Here is a 19,545-nt window from a genome sequence, read left to right on the forward strand (position 1 = left end):
AATGCGGTCTTTCCCCATACCACAAAGGGCGCAAGTTCGCACCTGAACTTGCGCACAAAGCCGCTCCAACCAAGCCGAACTTAGAACGCGCAACGAATGCGGTCTTTCACCCCAACAAAGGGCGCAAGTTCCCCTGAACTTGCGCACAAAGCCGCTCCAACCAAGCCAATCTTAGAACGCGCAACGAATGCGGTCTTTCCCCATACCACAAAGGGCGCAAGTCCGTGAACTTGCGCACAAAGCCGCTCTAACCAAGCCAATCTTAGAACGGAAAAAGAATGCGGCTTCGAACTTAGAACGCCAACTCTACTTTCTTCCGTGCAAGACCTCGCAAAGTAAAGCCACGCGCCCTATCCCCACAAAGGGCGCAAGTTCGCACCCGAACTTGCGCACAAAGCCGCTCCAACCAAGCCGAACTTAGAACGGAAAAACAATGCGGCTTTCTAGCGCACACTCTTGTCGTATGGTATTCCTTCTGCTTTCGGCGCGCGCGATTTCTTTGACGTGAACGCGAGAACGATGAGGGAAATGATATACGGAAGCGTTTTGTAGACTTCGCCGGGAACGAGATGCACGAGGAAATCGAAACCGGAATACGTGTCGGCAATCGCGCGGAAAACGCCGAACAGAAGGGCGGCAAGCGCGATTCTGACGGGTTTCCACTGACCGAAAATCATTACCGCAAGTGCGAGGAATCCCGCGCCCGCAACGCCGTATATGAAATCCCACTGGGAATTCACGGCGCTCACGTATATGATTCCGCCAATTCCGCCGCAGAAACCGGAAATCAGGACGCCGGAATAGCGCATCTTGTAGACGTTTATTCCGACGCTGTCCGCCGCCTGCGGATGCTCGCCGCACGAAATCAGCCTGAGACCGAACCGCGTCTTGTAGAGGACGACGCACGAGACAATCAGAAGGACGAGCGTCACGACCATATACCAGTTCAGCTCGATGAGCGGCGTTTTTATGACGAACGCTTTTCTCGTCTCGATATAGTCGAGAATTGCGCTCGGGTTCGTTCCGCCGGAAATCGCGTTGTTGTACGATTTTACGACGACCGTCGCCGCAGCCGTCGCGAGCATGTTCATCGCCGTTCCGACAAGCGTCTGGTCAGCCTTGAACTGAATCGCGGCAACGGCAAGAAGAAGCGAGAAAACCATTCCCGCCGCAGCGCTCACGAACAGCGTCGAAACGACAATCGAAAGCGCGGAAGAACCTTCCGGCATCAAGCACAGGACGAACGCGCCGCCGAGCGCGCCGAATACCATCGTTCCTTCAAGGCCGAGGTTGATTACGCCGCTCCGCTCGGAGAACATTCCGCCGAGCGCGACGAGAATAAGAACGGATGCGTAAATCAGCGTGTATTGTATAAGGAGCATCATTCACCTCCCTTCGCGCTTTTCGAAAGCGGAATCTTGTCGGTGACTTTCGAAAGTATGTGCTTGAAGAAAAGCACGAACGCGCACATGTAAATAATTATCGAAGAAATAAGGTCCGCAATCTGCGGATTGTAGTACCTCATGTCGATGTAGCTTCCGCCGAGCGTTATGTGCTCGATGAAGAATCCCGCAAAAATCGCGCCGATGGGGTTCAGCCCGCCGAGGAACGCGACCGCGATTCCGGAAAATCCCATTCCCGGAACGGACGAAGACGTCTTCCACGGCTGGATGTCCGTAAGATAGAAGAACGACGCCGCAAGACCGCCGAGCGCGCCCGCAAGCGCCATCGTGACGATGATGTTCAGGCGGTCGCGCATTCCCGCGTATTTTGCCGCATTCTTGTTCAGCCCCGTCGCCTTCAGCTCGTAGCCGAACGTCGTCTTGTCGAGCACAATCATGATTATCACCGCGACGATGATTGTCAGCGGAATCGCGATCGTAACGTACTGGTTTCCCGCAAAAAGCCTGTCCAGCCCGAGCGTCGGAAGAAGCGACGACGGCGATTTCGAGACAATCGCGAACGTCTCGGATTTGCTTATGTTCATCACGGATTCATGCTGCATGAGAATGTTGACGAGATACAGCCCAATCCAGTTGAGCATTATGCACGCAATGACTTCGTTCACGTTGAAGAACGCCTTGAACAGACCCGCAATAGCGCCCCACGCCGCAGAGGCGAGGACGGCGATGAGAACGCAGGCAACGCACGGCAGGTTCCACTGGAGCGCGCACCAGAGCGACACGCCGATTCCGATGCAGTACTGCCCGCCGATTCCGATGTTGAACAGCCCCGATTTGTACGCGAACAAAACAGAAAGCGCGCACAGCACGAGCGGAACAGACTTCACGAGCGTCATACCAAAATAGTAGAGTTTCATGTTCGTCTTCTTGTAGTACATGAAATTCTTGAGGATTGTTCCCATCGCTTTCGGCGCGTTCTCCGCATTTATCGCGCACAAAATCAGAAAGCCGACCGCGATTCCGATGACGGCGCAGACGACGGCGGAGAAAATCGCCTTGAACGGCTCCGAGCGCAGAATTCTTTGCGCGCACCCTTTTATTTCAATCGTTTTCACATTCATTTTTCCATCGTCCTCCCGTCGCGTTTCGCGCCGGCCATGTAAAGCCCCAGCTCCTCGACAGTCGTTTTCTTCGGGTCAAGCTCGCCGACAATCTCCCCTTCGTACATGACGAGAATCCTATCGGAAAGGCTCATAACCTCGTCAAGCTCATACGAAACGAGGAGAACGCCCGCGCCGCTGTCCCGGTCTTTTACAATCTGCTTGTGGATGTACTCGATTGCGCCGACGTCAAGCCCGCGCGTCGGCTGCACCGCGATAAGAAGCTTGTGCTCTTTGTCAAGCTCGCGCGCGATAATCGCCTTCTGCTGGTTTCCGCCGCTCATCGCGCGGACAATCGTCCTGTTTCCCTGGCCGCTTCTCACGTCGAATTTCTCCGAAAGCGCCGCGGAATATTCCGACACTTCCTTTTTCCGTATGAAGCCGAATTTCTCGAACGCCTTCTGCCAGTAGCGCTGCAGAACCATGTTCTGCTCGAGCATGTAGTCGAGGACAAGACCGTGCTTGTGCCTGTCTTCCGGAATGTGGCTCATTCCCGCCTTGCTTTTTTCCCGTATCGACTTGTTCGTGATGTCAACGCCGTCGAGCGTGATTTTCGATTTTTTGCCGGACGGAGAATTCGCGAGCGGCTCGATTCCGGTAAGCCCGTATATGAATTCCGACTGCCCGTTTCCGTCGATGCCCGCGATGCAGACGATTTCGCCCGCGCGGATTTCGAGGCTGACGTTCTTCACCGCGAGATTTTCGTGGATTTTGCTCGCCACGCACAGGTTCTGCACGGAAAGAATCGGGCGTCCGATTTCCGCCGGCTTCTTTTCCACGTTGAACTGCACGTCGTGCCCGACCATCATGCGGCTGAGCGATTCCTTCGTCGAGTCCTTTATATCGACCGTCCCGATGTACTTTCCCTTCCTGAGGACGGAACAGCGGTCGCACACCGCCATGATTTCGTTCAGTTTGTGCGTGATGAACAGAATCGATTTTCCTTCCGCCGCAAGATTTTTCATTATCTGCATAAGCTCCGCGATTTCCTGCGGAGTCAGGACGGCGGTCGGCTCGTCAAAAATAAGGATTTCGTTGTCGCGGTAAAGCATTTTCAGTATTTCGACGCGCTGCTGCATTCCGACCGTTATGTCCTCGATTTTCGCGTCCGGGTCAACTGAAAGACCGTATTTTTTGCTGAGCGAGACAATCCGCTCGCGCGCTGATTTTCTGTCGATGAAGCCGAATTTCGCAGGCTCCATTCCGAGTATTATGTTGTCGAGAACGGTCAGAACCTCGACGAGCTTAAAATGCTGGTGAACCATTCCGATTCCGAGCGCAGTCGCGTCATTCGGATTGTCTATCCTGACAGGCTTGCCGTTCTTGCGGATTTCACCTTCCTCCGCCTTGTACAACCCGAACAGCACGCTCATCAGCGTTGATTTCCCCGCGCCGTTTTCCCCGAGAAGCGCATGTATTTCCCCGCGCCGAAGCTGCAGCGTGATGTTGTCGTTCGCGACAATGCCGGGAAACCGCTTCGTTATCCCGAGCATCTCGATGATATAGTCGTCACCCATGTTTATTCTGTCCTGTCAGATTCTGAAAATGCGACCCCAAAACCGCATCTTTCCCGCGGATTCAAAGTCGCATTCTGAAGTTTACCCACAAAAACGGCTGCCCCCGCCGAATTTTTCGACAAGGACAGCCGCTTCCTCAAAAAAGGATTTTATTTGATATTCGGATACTGCTTGAATTCAATTGTATGCGCCGGAACGTTTGAGATGTCGCTTGAGACGACAATCGCGCCGGAGTAAAGGTCAGCGACGAGTTTCTTGTAATCCTCGACAGTGAATTTCTGCATTGTCCATGTGTCGGTCGGAAGCTGGACGTAGTTCTCCTCGACGTTCGTTCCTGAGACAAGACCGAGCGATGTGATTTTTCCTGCGTATTCGCTCCATTTTCCAGCCTGGATTGCCTCAAGGACGGACTTGATTGTCGCGCCGAGACCTTTCATAGCCGACGTCACGCACATTCCGTCTTTGTACGAGTTAATCTGCACCGTCTGGTCTGTATCGACGCCGATGAGCTTTCCGCCGTTGTCCTTCGCAGCGTCTGCCGCGCTCGTCCAAATACCGCCGCCGCACGCGAAAACAACCTCCACGCCACGGTTCTTGTACCATCCGTCCATCGTCGCCTTAATCTGCTGGTCGCCGTAGAACTGTCCGCCGTAAACGTATTCGACGGTAACTTTGTCGGCGATTCCCATTTCCTCGGCCGCCTTGTTCACGCCCTGAACGAAACCGAAACCGTAGCGGACGACAGCAGGAACAGCCATTCCGCCGAGGAATCCGAGATGAGTGAATCCTTCCTTGACGGCAGCGTATCCAGCCATGAATCCGGGAATCTCTTCCTTGTAGACAGCGCAGAAAACGTTTGACGGCATTTTCCAGTCGCTTTTTCCCATGCTCTGCGCAGCTCCGGTGATGTCGCCCTCGCCGACGTCAAGACCGATGAACGTAACGTCGCTGTTCATGTCGGCAGTCTTCACGATTGCCTCGCCGAAAAGGTATCCGGGGAGGACGAGAACATTGTAGTCGTCCTGAATTGCCGCGTTGATTGACGCCACGCGGTCAGCAGTCGAGTCGCCGGCCGGCTTGTAGTAGTTGAACTGAAGCCCGTTCGCCTCGCAATACTGCTTGCTGGCAGTATACGTCGTCTGGTTGAACGACTGGTCGGTGATGTCGCCGGAATCGGTAACCATAGCGACCTTCATAACCGGAGCCGACGCTTTCGGCTCCTCAGCTGCCGGTGAGGCGGGTTTCTTGTCATTTTTGCAGGATGTCATCCCGCAGGCGACGAGGGCCGCAGCAACAGCCCCAAAGAGAATCTTCTTCATGTTTTTCCCCTATAAAAAGATGTTTTATCGACTCATTATATATGAATGCGATTTTTTTTAAACAGTTGAATTGTCCCGAACATCCACATTCAGGACAGATTCCTCAAAATTTTGCCGGAAAACGCCCTATTCGATGCTCGACACGCTGATTATCCGCGACGAGCTTCTTCCGCGGGAATCGGTAACGGTGATTTCCCGTTTTCCCGTGGAGGACGGCCGCCACTCGACTTTCTCGTTCGGCTTCGAGCGCGCGAGGAATTCAGTTCCGGAAAACCAGAAAAGCTCGCCCGCATCGGAATCGGCGGACGCGTTCAGCACAATCGAGGCGCGCTTCTTGTCGAGGATATACTCCGTCGATGAAAGCGGCGACAGAATTTGCGGGGGCTTTCCGTCGTTGAATTCCGCGGCAGGAGAATCGCGAGGCAACCCCGCAAGCTCAAACAGCTCGAGAAGGTCGCTCGTCCAGAATTCGCCGAGGACTTTTTTTCCGCCCACGGAAACGACGCGGTGGACTTTGCATTTTTCGATGGGCGAAACGCCGGGAATGAAATACGCCTTTTCCGTCGAAGGGCAGTCGCCGTTCGGAATCGCGCCCGAAACGGAGCAGACGTCGATTTCCTTGACGTTCAGTTCCCCGCTTTCCTCCGCGCGCGACGCGAACCGCTTCACGAACCCGCGCTCCATAAGTTCGAGCGCGATGTTGAAGAACAGCGGGGCGGCTGCGGAACGGCCGAGGAACGCGTTGTTCCCCACGCCGTCAAAATTTCCTATCCACACGACAAGAACGTATTTTCCGAAAAATCCCGCCGTCCACGCGTCCTTGAAGCCAATCGACGTTCCCGTCTTGAATCCCGTCTCGAACGGCGGCTCGGAATACCCGTCGGGGGCGGCGTTCCTGCACAGCATTTTCCGCACCACGAAAGCCGATTCCGCCGAAAGGATTCTCCGCTCCCCAACCGGCTCCTCGCCGAGAATGTCGCGCGCGATTCCGTCGTTCAAAAATGCCGAATACAGCCGGCACAAGTCGAGCGGAGAAACATCCGCGCTTCCGAGAACAATAGAAAGCCCGTAAAAATCGCGCCCGTGCGGAAGATACACCCCGGAATTCGCGAGGAACCCGTAAAGGTCGGGATTCGACAGCGAGCGGGCGAGCGCGACGGCGGGAACGTTTCGGCTTTGGATGAGCGCCTCGTAAGCCTTGAGCGGGCCTTTGAAGTCGTTTCCGTAATTGTCGGGCGCGTATTCGCTGAACGCGACGGGAGTGTCCTTCAGAAGCGTGTGCGAGTGGATTTTTCCCTGGTCGAGCGCGAGCGCGTAGATGAACGGCTTGAGCGTGGAACCGGGCGAGCGACGCGAGGAATTTCCGTCGACCTGCCCGCGAATCGAGTTGTCGTAGAAATTCGCCGAGCCGCAGTACGCGCGGATTTCCATCGATTCAGAATCGAGCAGAACGGCGCAGGCATTTTTTATCCCGATTGTGCGCCGCATATTCACGTACCGGACAATCTGCCGCGAGACGATTTCCTGCATCGCGGAGTCGATTGTCGTCCTGACGATTTTGCGCGACGACGAAATCATCGAAAGGTGGCGCGAATAGTGGATAGCCTCGTCGGGAAAGGCGCAGACGAGATTCGGGACGACGACGCTGCCGCCGACCGATTCGGAAAGCCGCCCCATCGCCTCGGAAAGCTCTGGCGGAACGGAATCCTTAGACGGGCATCGCTTTACGGGATTTTGCGGAAGGACGCAGAGAAGAATCTGCTCGTCAAAACTCGTCGCCGGCATTCCCTTCCCGAAAAAATACCGCGCCGCCGCCTCGAACCCCTCGATGTTGCGCCCGCACGGAGCGAGATTCAGGTACGCCTCAAGGATTTCCTGCTTCGAATGGCGCATCTCCATCCGGTAAGAGAAGAGAATCTGCGCGAGTTTTCCGCCGACGCTCCGCGAATTGATTTTGTAGCGGAGTTTTGCCGTCTGCATCGTTATCGTCGATGCCCCGATGACGCGCGAGCGCCTGACGTACGTCTCGAATGCCGCGCGAAAAACAGAGACGATGTTCACGCCGTTGTGATGGAAGAACCGCCGGTCCTCCTGCACGAGAATCGAACTGATGAATTCCTCAGGAAATTCTGCGATGGGACGAAAAATGCGGTATTTTTCGTCGCCCGTAAGGAACACTTTGAGCATTCCGCCGGAAGAATTCTCGTATGACGCGGAAAATTCCACGCCGTCGAGAATCCCGTTCCTGTCGCGGAAAAAAAACACAATCAAAGAAAAAATCGCGGCGGAAAAAACAGCGGCAACAACCGCACGCCTCCGCCGCGAAAGAAATGCGCCTACCATCCGCGCCTACCGCACAACCTTCACGGGTTCCTGCGGTACAATCGCGTTGATGTCGCGGTCGTACATCGATTCGGCAAAAAGCGGCGGGACGACGAACGAGCCGCTTGTAATCGCCTTCGCCTTGTACGTGAACGAACGCACAGAATCGCGAGCCGAACCGTACAGGACGATTCTGTCCTCGCGGATATCGACGTAATCCCATTCGTCCGTCGATTTTCTCGCCGACGCGATGTCAGTCTCAAGCCCGGACGGAAGCATGTCGATGACGGCGATGTTGTACACAGTGTTCTTACCCTTGCTTCTGAGCGAGACCTTGACGTCGACGGTGTCGCCGACCTTGAATTCCGACACGACTTTTCCGTCGACGCTGAATTCGCGGAACACCTCGATTCCGTTCGTCTCCGCCTTTTTGGGGATTTCGCGCTGGAAACCGCCCTGGACGACCTGATAGAACAAATCGGTTTTCTCGCTGTTCTCGATTCCGAGCGAAACCGCGTTCCCGTCGAATTCGCCCCTGAAAACGCCCTCGCCGGAAACCTTGATTTCCTGCGGCTGGATTTTCTTCTCCTTCGCGAATTTCTGCACGACGGAGAATTTTCCCGTCTCGGCAGTCGGAACAATCGCGCGGTATTTCTCAAGCGCCATGCACGCAAATGCAGACGAGAGCGAGTTGTAGTGGCAGTTCTCGATTTCCTTCTGCATCCGCTCAAGAAGCTCGCCGGAAATGTCGGCAAGGCGCTCCGGGAAGTGCTCGGAGATGAGGAGAAGATAGAGAGAATCGAAGAACAGGTCGTCCTCGAACCCGACGCGGCTTTCCCCGCGGTTCGCGTTGCGCCTGATTTTTGAAAGAAGCGATTTCGCCTCGCTGTCCATTCCGAGCATCTTGTACGATGCGGCGGCGAACATGCCGGAAGCGGTCATCTTGTCTTCTTTCGTCAGCGTCTCCTTGAGCGAGTCGAGATACGATTTCGTGACGACCTCGTTCTTCGTGAGGACGTAAATCGCGAACGCGCGCGCATACGTGTTGTCGGACATTCCCGCGATGGTGGAAAGCCGGTCCTTGAGCTTGCTGAACGCGCTTTCCGGAATCCGCCACCCCTTCTCGCGTGCCGTCCCGAGGAAGAGCGCGCAGTAGCAGTCGAGGAATTCAATCGAATCCGATTTTTCCGTCCAGTATCCGATGGCGCCGTTCGACTTCTGCCGCGTCGAAATCACGGCGAACGCGTTGTTCACCATCATCTCGGCATCGTCCCGGTCGCCCTCGTACAGATACGGGAACGCGCGGCTCGTAACCTGCTCCGAGCATCCGTAGGGATACTTGCTCAGGTAGAATTTGAGCCCTTCCGCCATGCCGCTCGGAAGATACGAGAGCGCGACGCTTCTTGTCGCGTACTCGTCGTACATCGGGCGGTTGATGTCGATTGAGTCTTTTTTGTTGACGCCTTTCCTGACCATTCCGCTCGTCGTGAAAACGCGGTACGGCATCGACGGGCGAATGCTCATCGAAACCGTAATCTTCGACGATTTTCCGCCGCCGTCAGCGACGAACGTTATGTCCGCGTTGCCGTTCTTCTCGAGCGCCTTGAACTGGAAGCGGAACGTCGCATCCTTTCCTTCCGAAAGCGTCATCTTCGCGCTTCTGTCGCCGACAAGCTCAAGCGCGCTGCTCGGCGTGACGTTCAGGACGATGTCCGTGTTTTTCGTTCCCCAGACCGTGTTCGTCACGGTGACAGGAACATCGAAAACGTCTCCGGGCGCCGCAAACGTCGGAGAATTCGCCACGATGACGTAATCCGCCTTTATTTCCGCGGACGTATCAGCGACGCCGATTGAATCCGACGACGCGGAAACGGCGAACACGTGCAGGCGCCCGTTGAAATGGTCGGGAACGCGGTATTTTACCGTGCGCTCCGTCTCGTCTATATCGACAAGCCCCGACCAGAACGCGACCGTCTCGTTCTGCTTTCTCTTGAACGGGTTGAGGTTCTTCGCAAGCGCGCTGAATCCCTCGCCGCCGCCGGCCGCCCCCATGTTATGGGCAAGCCTGACCGCCTCGAATTCGGGCATAATCAAATCGAGCATCTCGTACGTTTCCGTTTCGAGCGCGCGTTTCTTGAAGAAGAACGAAAGCGGATTCGGCTTCGTGTATTTCGCCACGTTGAGGATTCCCTCGTCCACGGCAAAAATAGCGACCTTCGACTTTCTCGTTCCGGAATACGTTATCGGGAATTCTTTGCCCGGCTTTGCCTGCTCGGGAACGGAAAGCCTAATCTGCTCGGTGCGCTTCGAAAGGCTTATCGAAATCGGAATCGCCGCATAGCAGAACGGATTCATGAAAATCTCGTCCGATTTCGAGTCGCGCTTGTAGAGAACGGTGACGTACGCGTTCCCCTCGGCGCCGTCAAGCTCGCGCGGGATTTCGATTGTCTGCTCGCTCGCCGTCCCGGAAGAGGTGAACCATTTGTAGTTGTAGACTTTCCCGCGCTCAATGCAGATAAGTCCGCTTCCCGCATACGGCGCCTTGAGGAAAATCTTGAGCGGCTCGCCCGGGTTCGCGCTCGCGCTTTCCGCCTTCAGCTCAAGCTCCGCGGTTCTCGCAAGGCTCCGCTGCACGTTCTTCTCGCTGATGATGCTGTACGGAATCTCGCACATTTTGATTCCGTCGCTGTTTTTGAGCGTAATCGTGAATTCTCCGGCGTTCTTTATGTCGAGAGGAATTTCAAGCCCGGATTTTCCGATTGCGATTTTCTTCGTCTCGACAGGATATTCCTTCCTGACGGACTGGTATTTGTAGACGCCGTTCGGCTGCTTCACCAGAACGGAAACGAATTTCGTCTCCGTAAGAGTCCATTCGATATTATTGACGTCAACCGCGGAAAGGTCGGGGCCGACCGCGACAAAGGAAAGAGTCCTCTTCGCGTCCTTCCCAATGTAGGAAAGGCTTCCGTCCGTTTTCCATCCGACAAGGTAGTCGAGCGGCGAAACATAGATGCTTGAGGAAGTCGAGACGTTGCGCCCGCTTTCCTTCTCGTATCCTGTCGCGTCAAACGAAAGGAGATACGAAGCCTTCCGGTATTTGTCGAGGTCGATAGAGAATTCCGCCTTGCCCTCGCCGTCCGTGACCGTCTGCTCAAGGCGCTCCGTGTAGGAATCCGAGCCAACGAACGGGTTGACGAACCTGTATCCGGGGAATCCCGTCACGCGGGCAAATCCCGGCTTGAGGGAAATTTCCGCATCGATTTTGTTTCCCGACGCCGCCGTTCCGAACAAGTTCCTCAAAGTGACGCTTGCCTTCACCTCACCGGGCTTGACCCAGCCGTTCGCGCCGAGGATTTTTCCGGCAGACGAAAGCAGCGACTTAATCTCAAGCGTGTCGGGGAGGAATTCCTCGACTTTTATCGAATCGTAGCCGATTTTGACGCGGTATTCCCTTCCGTATGAATCCGTCTTCTTAAGCTCGACGGAAACATCGTAGACGCCCGTCAAATCGTTGGAGTCCGTCTTGAAGACGATTTCGTTCATTCCAGACTCGCCGATTGCGCTTTCCTTCGAGTAATACAGCTTTCCCTTCGGGTTGTAGACGGAGAAGACGCACGGAAGGCCTTCCGCGCCCTTCGACCAGTCGCCGGTTTTCGTGATGACGCCGAGCCTGACTTCCTCGCCGGGGCGGTAGATTCCGCGGTCGGAGAAGACGAAGCTGCGAATCTCGTCAGCCTTCTCGACGCCGTACGTTCCGCCGACATCGAAATCGGAGAAATCAAGACGGCGCTCGCCCGAATCATACGGCATGAACGACGTGTCGTCGCCGAGCGTAACCTGATACGCCACGGGGTCGTATGCCCGCACGCCGGATTCATTTTTCGTATCGCGGAAATTGACGTGGCCGCCCGCATCAGTCGTCGCGCGCCTTAAGACAGAGCCGTTGCGCTCAATAACCTCGACAGTCGCACCGCTGACGGGCGTTCCGTTGAGAATCGACTGGACGAAAATATCCTTGCCCCCGGAAGAATCCTTCTTGACGATAATCCCGAGGTCGGTGACGAGAATAAGGCGCTTGTCCCTTATATTGCTCCTTCCGCCGTAATAATAATCCTCATCGGCGCCGCGCCCGCGAACCTCGAAAATAAAGATTCCCTTCTTCAGGTATTTCGACAAATCGAAATTCGTGACGACGGCTTTTCTCGGGTCTTTATCCGCGCCGTTTACGAAAACCGTATCCTCAAAAAGCGAGCCGACGTTGTTCTCGTCGAAGCTGTACGAGTCGAACCTGAAATTCTTCATCGAGCCGTTCGACTGCGTTACGATATCGTTCACCGAATCGTCGCGCAGCCGCCAGAGAGACACGTCGAATTTGCTGATTCCGCGCGAGATTATCGGGACACGGTGGCTGCCCTTCATCGAGATGACGTTTCCTTCAGAGACGATTTCGAGCGATTTGCGGTAATGCGGAACGTGGACGACGCTCTCCGCATCTTCCTGCATCACGTAGCCGCCGTAAAATTTGACGCCGCTTGCGACGCGGACGTAAAGATACGCTCCCTCCGCGACGTCGATTTTGAACGACTGCAAAGCCGAATATTCGTTTTCCGTCGGGATTTTCGCGAACGAAATTTTCTTCGACTGCGCAAGGACGGCCTTCGTGACATCCTCGGTCGAATACCACCCGTAATCGCTGATTTTGCCGCGCCCCGGCTCCTCCGGCCTGTCCTTCGGAAGGACGTATATCTCAAGCGCATTCCCGATTGCGTCAACCGACGATTTTCCAGAAAGGCTGAGCGAGACGACCTGCTCCTCGTCGCCATCCTCGTTCTGCGCGAGGACAACGGAGCAGTCGTTCACGCACGCGTAGCTTCCCATTCCGGAAATCGTGTAATACCGCTCGTCCGCGCCCATTTTTTTTCCGCCGGCAGTCGATGCGATTCCCGACGCGATAATTGCGCGCATATCGACGTCTGTCGCGGGCATTCCGAGCGGCTCCGATGTCACGTACGCGCGCAGATGGTCGCCGCTGAAACGCACCTCCGCCTTGTAATCGCGTTTTTCGAGAGTTCCGTTGCGCGGGTTCTTCATATCCGGAACGAATTTTATCTTGCCGGCAAAACTTTCCTCGTCAAAAGGAAGGTTCGCGCTCATCTCGAACGTAAGGAATTTGAGGTCGGGATTTACGTCGTCAATCTCGTAGCTCATGCTTCCGACATCGACGGAAAAATCGCCCGTCGTAAAATCGAGCTCCGTCGTCTCGAGCGTTATGTGCGACGCGACGAGGTCCTTTTTGAGCGTGACTACATATTTCGTCGCAACCTTGAAATTCTCCGCAGCCTCAAAACGCAGGACAGACTCGTCCTCCCACACCCAGGAACCCTTCACGGGCGGTTTTATCTCCACCTGCTGCGTCTGCTTGCCTATATCGGAAAGCTCCGCCACGGATGACGAGAAGTTGATTGACAGCACGCCCCACCTAATGGGGTCATAGTCCGCATCGAAATACGGCTCGTTTATGTAGCAGTCAACCGAAAAATTTACCGGTTTGTTCGCCTGCACAAAATCATACGCTTTTTTCGCGATGAACACCGCCACCGCGACGGCAGCAAGAACAACAAGCGCGATTTTGCATTTGCGCGAATTCCGCTTCAAGACGGAAACGGCTTTTTCCTTCCCTTTCGTGAACCATCTCGGCGGTTTGTAATCGCCGAAAATATCGCTCATTTTCATAATCTCTCCTTTTTTGTATACGACAACGTGAAAGGTTAATGCAGAATCATACAATCTATACGCTTTTTTTTACATATTTTTAACCCGCAAACTGTTTTTTTTGGAAATCAGAGCGCAAAACAAAAAATCCCCGCGTTATGCGGGGATTTTCGTGCCGGGCGAGCGCGGCGTTATTTTGCGTCTGCGTCGGACGTCTTCTTGATGTAATCCTTTGCGGACGGATTCGTGAAATCCTCGGGAAGCCCCTCGACGGGAGGGCAGCCGAAGAACGCCATGCGCCCGATTTTCCTCACCGACGGCGAAAGCGACACCGATTTCAGGGATTTGCATTCGCGGAACGAGTACTTTCCGATTTCGGAAGCGCCGTCCGGAAACGACACGCTCTCAAGCGAAACCGCGCCCGCAAAAGCCGCCGGCCCGACGGCGAGCGTTCCCGCGGGGATGTCGTACGACTTCGCGTTTTTCGCGGGCGGATAGCGCAGAAGCTCCTTCGTCACGGAAAAAAGCACGCCGTCATTCGAATTGTACGCAACGTTTCCTTCCTCGACCGTGATGGCGGAAAGCTTCGCGCACCTGTTGAACGGATTCTCGCCAAGCGTCGCGACCGTTTTCGGAATCGAAATCGACCCGATTGCAGTTCCGTCGAACGCGTCGCGCCCGATTGAGACGCACTTTGACGGAATCTCGATTTTCTGTATCGACGGGCAATCCCTGAACGCGAACCCGCAAATCCGCAGGACCGACTCGGGAATTTTCACGTCGGAAATCGATTCGTTCCGCGCGAAAGCAGCCGTGCCGACGGAAACGACGCCCGCGGGAATCTCGTACGACGCGCCGGATTTTCCGGCAGGATACGTCACAATCGTCAGACCGTCGCGCGTGAACAGGATTCCGTCCTCGGATTTGTACGATTTGCTCGCCGAATCGACATCAATCGAAGAAAGCGTCTTGATTTCCGCGAAAGCGCCCGCCTTCAGCTCGGACACGCCCGCGGGAACGAGCACATTCGTCAGTTTTGTCTCCGCAAACGCGAAAAGACCGATTTTTTTCACGGACGCGGGAATCTCGACGGAGGAAAGCGACGTTTTCGTGAACGCCTTGTCGCCGATTTCCTCGAGCGTGTCGGGGAATTTTACGCCGGCGAGGTTTCCCATCAGGAAGAACGCGCGCGCGGGAATCGATTTGAGCGACTTGCATTCCGAAAGGTCGAGCGTGAATTTCCGTTTTCCGACAATCTGGACGACCGACGCGAGATTCGGCTCGGCATCGACAAGCGCGATTTCGACTTCCTCGTTTGCGGGAACATCCGCGAGTTTCGATGAAAGCTCGCCAGCCGAAACCTTCATGGTAGCAGCCCCGGAGGCGAACGGAAGCAGCGCGACTGAAACGGCGAGGACTGCCCGCCTAAAACTGATTCTTGCCATTCTTATCTCCACTTTTAAAAATATGGTTCTGTCCGGATTTCCGGACACAGCGAAAAATATAGCCCATTGTACCGATTTTTGCGCGGCTCGGGTGGTTTTTCCGCAAAATGAGGTGCTAAAAATCGCGCTCAACCGGCTCGGAAAAGAAAATGCCGTCCTCACGCGAGAAATTTTCCGCAGAAAGCAATGACGGCTCGATTTCCGTCCTGTTGTATCCGGGCGGCGGCGCGTAGAACCAGCCTTTTTTTTCGGCAAACGAAAGCGCCGAAAGCGAGCGGCAGAGGGAGAACGCGCCGCTTCCGATTTTCTTCACGGACGACGGAAGCGATATTTCGGCGAGGTTTTCGCACGCCGCGAACGAAAGCGCCCCGATTTCCGAAACGCCTTCCGCGATTTTTACGGAGGAAAGCGACGTGCAGCCGGAAAACGCCCCCGCGCAGATGCGCTCCACGCTTCCCGAAACGGAAACGGACGAAAGCGAGACGCAATCCGCGAACGCATCGTAGCTTATCTCCTCGACGCCCGCGGGAATGGAAACGGTTTTCAGGTTCCCGTTTCCCGCGAACGCCGACGGCTCGATGCTCGTCACGAAAATCGGAATTGAGAACGACTCGGCTTTTTTTCCCGGCGGGTAGACGAACAACCGCGCGCCGTTTTTCGAAAGGAGGATTCCGTCGTCGGAGCGGTACGAAGGATTTCCCGGCTCGACGATTACCGTCCGCAATCCGCTGCATTTCCTGAACGCGCATTCGCCGATTTCAGAAACCGTTTTCGGAATCCGCACCTCGGAAAGCGACACGCACGAATCGAACGCGTACGGCGCGATTTCCGTGACGGACGGCGGGAAGCGCACTGAAGAAAGCGACGTGCATCCCAGAAACGATTTCTCGGGAATCCGCCGAATCCCGTCGGGAAGGGAAACGGAGCGAATCGACGTGCAGAGGGAGAACGACGCCCTGCCGATTTCATCAAGCGCGGGAGGAAAAGGCGCGGAAGCGAGCGACGAGCATCCGGCGAACATTCCGTCGGGAACGATGCGGAAACCGGAAGGAAAAACGCACCCCGAAAGCGACGAGCATCCCGCAAGCGCCTCCTCCCCGATTTCCTCGACGCTGTCCGGGAATTCGATGCTCTCGAGCGAGGCGCAGTCCATGAACGCGCGGCTGCCGACTTTTTTGAGCGAATACGGAAGAACGACGGAGCGCAGATGCCCGTTCCCGAAAAACGCGCCGTCGGCAATTTCCACGACGGAAGACGGGACGAGATAATTCCATTCGGGCTTTTCCGCGGGATACGAGACGAGTATCCTTCCGTCCGCGCTGAATTCGACGCTGTCGATGAACAGGGAATCCGGGCGCGCTGCATTTTCCGCCGGTTCCGGGACGTTTTGGGGCGCGGTGCCGTTTTTTCCGCGGCAAGACGGCGCAAGAAGGGATAACGCGAGAAAAATAATGGAAATGAGGAAGCGCATAGATGAATTTTCGGCTTCCCGCGCTGATTTCTCAGATGAACCTGTCTTTTTTGTAGAAAACCACTTTGTCGAACCGGCTGAGAATCTTCTCGTTGCCGTTCCCGCCAATCGAAAGCGCGAAAAACCTCGTCCCGCGCCGCCGCGCCTTCGAAATTGCCTTGCTCGTAGTCGCGGAAAGCTCGCACGCGCGGAAATCGGAGACAAGGAGAACGTCCGCGTTCACGAACGCCTGCTCGGAAAGGGTTTTGACGGCATGCTCGAGCGCGGACGAGATGTCCGTTCCGCCGTAGAACGACGATGAAAGGAATTTGGAAAGCCGGAGCGATTCCGACGCTTTGTCCAGCCGTCCAATCCGAATCGTCTCGAATTTTATGGAAAAGGAGATTATGTACACGGCGCGCCCTTCCGCCGACGCGATTTTCACGATTTGGAGAACCATCGCCTTCGACACGGCCTCGGGAATTCCCTGCATTGAGCCGCTCGTATCGAGGCAGATGACGACGGCGCCCTTGTCCTTGTCCGCGTTGTCGGCGGCGCTCCTGTCGGGAGCCGGGCGGTAGCACAGAAGCTGCCGCTCCGAAAAACGCCTGAGGAATTCCATCCGCGTGCGCGAATTCGAATAAAGCGCGACCTCGGAAGGAAGAATCGTCTTCACGTTGTCGGAAAGATATATCCCGTCGTAGGAAACGGCGGGTTTCGCAGCCTTCACCATCGCCGCGCGGAGCCCGCCACCTGAATGCCGCCCGATATTCTCCGCGAGTTTTCTGAGTGTGGCATCCTGCTCCATCACGAGCCGGTAGCGCTCGAAAACCGCGACCGTCCCCTCGGTGAATTCACCAGCGCCGCCGCCGCACCCGCACGAGAAAAAACCCCTGTCAAGCCGGTCAACGCCGAGCGATTTGAGCGCCCGCAGATACGCGACGACGCTCTGCATCCGCCCGAACATCTGCGAGTCGAAGAATTCCACGCGCAGTTTTTCGTTCTCCTCGCTGCGCTCCTTTGACGAAATCGACGACGGCGCGCTCGTCGCTCCGCCCCGCTTCTGAAGGATACGCTCGACGATGGCAGTCTGCAGGAGAATCTCCGAATGCTCGTACGTGCGGATGAATTCGTCGCCGGCGAGTTTCGACTTCACCTCGCACAGCAGCGGGGAGAATTCGGTTTTTCCGGGGTCAGCCTCCGTCCCGTTTTTCAGCGACGCGCAGAAATTCCCCAGAAGGGAAAGAAAATCGAACGCCTCGTCGCTCTCTCCGTAAATGCTGAGGAAATCGTTTTTCAGGCAGTCGAGATGGCGGGAAAGGCTTTCCCGGACGGTCATCGACATCACAACGCCTCGCTAAGGACAGGCTCAAGGTGCTTCCACGCGTTTCCCGTCAGCCATTCAAGCTCCGCGCGCGTCTTCCAGTCGAATTTTCCGTCGTTCTTCTCGAAAATATAGCAGACCGCAAAAACCCACTGGTATTTTCCGCCGACGCTCGCGCCCCGTTTCGCGCATTCGTCCTCAATCGCGGAAAGGACGTTCCTGTCGCCGTCGAGCAGATGATAGAAGCGGCTGCCGATGTTCCACCATTTCTCGCCGTTATTGCTGTTGTCGTTCCATTTGTACCGCCTGTCGCTCGAATCGCCCGTATAGTCGAATTTCGACATCTCGACGAATTCCTCGAACGACTTCACGCGGGAAAGGCTCATCCGGTACGACTCTTCCTCGCTTCCGTATTCCTTCTCCGGGCGCGGATTTTCCGGAACGGCATTCTCGGCAGCATCTTCCTCGGCGGGAACGTCATCGCGCGGGGATTCCTCAACAGTTTTCTTCCGCTGCTGGAGGATTACGGTCGGAGCGACGCCGTCCTTCCCGATTGAATCGAAAACCTCGCGGACGCGCGGTTGCCGCGAGAACCGGATGTTCTCCAGCTCCTCCTCCGCGTGCGATATGAATTCGCGCAGCATTTCCACGCCTTTGTCCATCATCAGCCGCTCGAATTCGCTCGAAAGCCCGGAAAACACGTTCCGCCAGAACCCCGCGCTTCCCGTTTTCGCGCTCTCAAGCTCCATTTTGAGGGAATCGAGGTACGAGCTTTCGGAATCGATTTTCGCGGAAAGCTCGTCGTACCGGACGCCGGAATCGTTTCCCGTGCGGAGCTTTTCGATGACGCCGGAAATCCTGTCCGTGAACGAGAAGCTTCCCTTGACCGTATCGACGGAAATCGAGGAGAGAACGCATTCGACGACGACGGGAATTTCCTCGATTTTCGACCACAGGACGTTCTCGAGCAGGAACAAATCGGAATAGCCGACGCGGGAACGCCCGTTCAGGTACGCGCTCGTCCTCAAAAGCTTCACGATTTTCTTCCACCGCCTGTCGGAAACATAGACGTCGTTCTCCATCAGCCTGAGCCGGAGCGAAAAGAGGAAATTCGTTATCTCCTTTGGGACGTCGACGAGCTGGCTTCCGCTTTTCCATCCGTCAAGCTCCTCCGCGCTGATGGGCGCGACGCCGAGCGAAACGTCGGAAAGGGAGCGCTCCGTAACGAGCTTGACGAACGAATCCTTGCGCGCGACGGGATTCACGATAAGGCGGACAAGGAAACGGTCGTAAAGCGGCTCAAGCCCGGAATCCTCGCCCGGGAATTCGTTTGCCGCGGAAATGAGGAGCTTCAAAGGAACTTTCATGACGTTCGCGCCGTTCCTGAATGTTTTTTCGTTGCACAGCGTCAGGAGCGTGTTCAGAATCGCGGGTCCCGCCTTCCAAATCTCGTCGAGGAACGAAATTTCCGCCTCGGGCATGTACCCCTGTGTGAGCAGCTCGCGCGTCCCGTTCTCAAGCGACTTTATGCTGACAGGCCCGAACAGCTCGTCAGGCTGCGTATATTGGTTCAGAAGGCAGCTGAAGATTTTTTTTGTGTCGAGCAACGAAGCCGCCCACTTTGCCATAAGCGTTTTCGCGGTTCCCGGCCGCCCGTAGAGGAAAACGCTCTCCCCGGCCGCAAGCGAAAGCACAATCATGCGACACGCAGCCTCCCTGTCGAGAAGGTAGCTGCCGCTTTCGATAAGCTCCTTCACCCTTTCCGTCATGTTCATAAAAAACGAAACCTCTTTTCCATCTTTTTCCTGCACCCGACATGCCCGGAAACAGAAAAGCCCGGGCGAGTCCTATCGGGCAAGTCCGCCCCATTTATGAACAGGTTTGCGAACTGGT

10 protein-coding genes are annotated in these 19,545 nt (G+C 55.7%); all 10 read right to left on the minus strand.

Features of this window, described 5'->3' with window-relative positions; translation table 11 throughout:
• Positions 1 to 443: 443 nt before the first annotated feature.
• The 10 genes from TRESADRAFT_RS02145 to TRESADRAFT_RS14840 all read right to left on the minus strand — a co-directional run bounded on the left by TRESADRAFT_RS02145 (position 444) and on the right by TRESADRAFT_RS14840 (position 19,427).
• On the minus strand, positions 444 to 1,385 hold the full coding sequence (locus TRESADRAFT_RS02145; protein WP_040842151.1) for an ABC transporter permease: 942 nt from the start codon (positions 1,383 to 1,385) through the stop codon (positions 444 to 446).
• Positions 1,382 to 2,524, minus strand: a complete 1,143-nt coding sequence (locus TRESADRAFT_RS02150; protein ID WP_002702397.1) for an ABC transporter permease — start codon at positions 2,522 to 2,524, stop codon at positions 1,382 to 1,384. The genes TRESADRAFT_RS02145 and TRESADRAFT_RS02150 overlap by 4 nt, the downstream gene beginning before the upstream one ends.
• Positions 2,521 to 4,080 (minus strand): ABC transporter ATP-binding protein, encoded by a 1,560-nt coding sequence (locus TRESADRAFT_RS02155; RefSeq protein ID WP_002702399.1) that lies wholly within the window; start codon positions 4,078 to 4,080, stop codon positions 2,521 to 2,523. Before TRESADRAFT_RS02155 ends, TRESADRAFT_RS02150 begins: the two co-directional genes overlap by 4 nt.
• 149 nt (positions 4,081 to 4,229) lie before the next feature.
• Positions 4,230 to 5,399: a BMP family lipoprotein gene (locus tag TRESADRAFT_RS02160; protein WP_002702401.1), complete on the minus strand. Its 1,170-nt coding sequence runs from the start codon at positions 5,397 to 5,399 to the stop codon at positions 4,230 to 4,232.
• Positions 5,400 to 5,525: 126 nt separating this feature from the next.
• A complete protein-coding gene (gene pbpC, locus TRESADRAFT_RS02165; RefSeq protein WP_245534321.1) occupies positions 5,526 to 7,664 on the minus strand; it encodes a penicillin-binding protein 1C in 2,139 nt (712 codons plus the stop codon).
• A gap of 84 nt (positions 7,665 to 7,748) precedes the next feature.
• Complete coding sequence (locus TRESADRAFT_RS02170; RefSeq protein WP_002702405.1) at positions 7,749 to 13,454, minus strand: alpha-2-macroglobulin family protein; 5,706 nt, start codon at positions 13,452 to 13,454, stop codon at positions 7,749 to 7,751.
• A 170-nt stretch (positions 13,455 to 13,624) separates the two neighbouring features.
• Positions 13,625 to 14,878, minus strand: a complete 1,254-nt coding sequence (locus tag TRESADRAFT_RS02175; protein ID WP_002702407.1) for a leucine-rich repeat domain-containing protein — start codon at positions 14,876 to 14,878, stop codon at positions 13,625 to 13,627.
• 115 nt (positions 14,879 to 14,993) lie between these two features.
• A complete protein-coding gene (locus TRESADRAFT_RS02180) occupies positions 14,994 to 16,349 on the minus strand; it encodes a leucine-rich repeat domain-containing protein (protein ID WP_002702409.1) in 1,356 nt (451 codons plus the stop codon).
• Positions 16,350 to 16,380: 31 nt separating this feature from the next.
• Positions 16,381 to 17,673: a VWA domain-containing protein gene (locus TRESADRAFT_RS02185; protein ID WP_002702411.1), complete on the minus strand. Its 1,293-nt coding sequence runs from the start codon at positions 17,671 to 17,673 to the stop codon at positions 16,381 to 16,383.
• Positions 17,673 to 19,427: an AAA family ATPase gene (locus tag TRESADRAFT_RS14840; protein ID WP_002702415.1), complete on the minus strand. Its 1,755-nt coding sequence runs from the start codon at positions 19,425 to 19,427 to the stop codon at positions 17,673 to 17,675. Before TRESADRAFT_RS14840 ends, TRESADRAFT_RS02185 begins: the two co-directional genes overlap by 1 nt.
• Between the last annotated feature and the right edge of the window lie 118 nt (positions 19,428 to 19,545).

The sequence above is a fragment of the Treponema saccharophilum DSM 2985 genome, assembly GCF_000255555.1.
GTDB classification, from domain to species: domain Bacteria; phylum Spirochaetota; class Spirochaetia; order Treponematales; family Treponemataceae; genus Treponema_D; species Treponema_D saccharophilum.

Coding starts and splice junctions, on each gene's coding strand:
- TRESADRAFT_RS02185 (WP_002702411.1), bottom strand. CDS start 17,673: ATGTCGATGACCGTCCGGGAAAGCCTTTCCCGCCATCTCGACTGCCTG.
- TRESADRAFT_RS02180 (WP_002702409.1), bottom strand. CDS start 16,349: ATGCGCTTCCTCATTTCCATTATTTTTCTCGCGTTATCCCTTCTTGCG.
- TRESADRAFT_RS02145 (WP_040842151.1), bottom strand. CDS start 1,385: ATGATGCTCCTTATACAATACACGCTGATTTACGCATCCGTTCTTATT.
- TRESADRAFT_RS02170 (WP_002702405.1), bottom strand. CDS start 13,454: ATGAAAATGAGCGATATTTTCGGCGATTACAAACCGCCGAGATGGTTC.
- TRESADRAFT_RS02150 (WP_002702397.1), bottom strand. CDS start 2,524: ATGAATGTGAAAACGATTGAAATAAAAGGGTGCGCGCAAAGAATTCTG.
- TRESADRAFT_RS02175 (WP_002702407.1), bottom strand. CDS start 14,878: ATGGCAAGAATCAGTTTTAGGCGGGCAGTCCTCGCCGTTTCAGTCGCG.
- TRESADRAFT_RS14840 (WP_002702415.1), bottom strand. CDS start 19,427: ATGAACATGACGGAAAGGGTGAAGGAGCTTATCGAAAGCGGCAGCTAC.
- TRESADRAFT_RS02160 (WP_002702401.1), bottom strand. CDS start 5,399: ATGAAGAAGATTCTCTTTGGGGCTGTTGCTGCGGCCCTCGTCGCCTGC.
- TRESADRAFT_RS02155 (WP_002702399.1), bottom strand. CDS start 4,080: ATGGGTGACGACTATATCATCGAGATGCTCGGGATAACGAAGCGGTTT.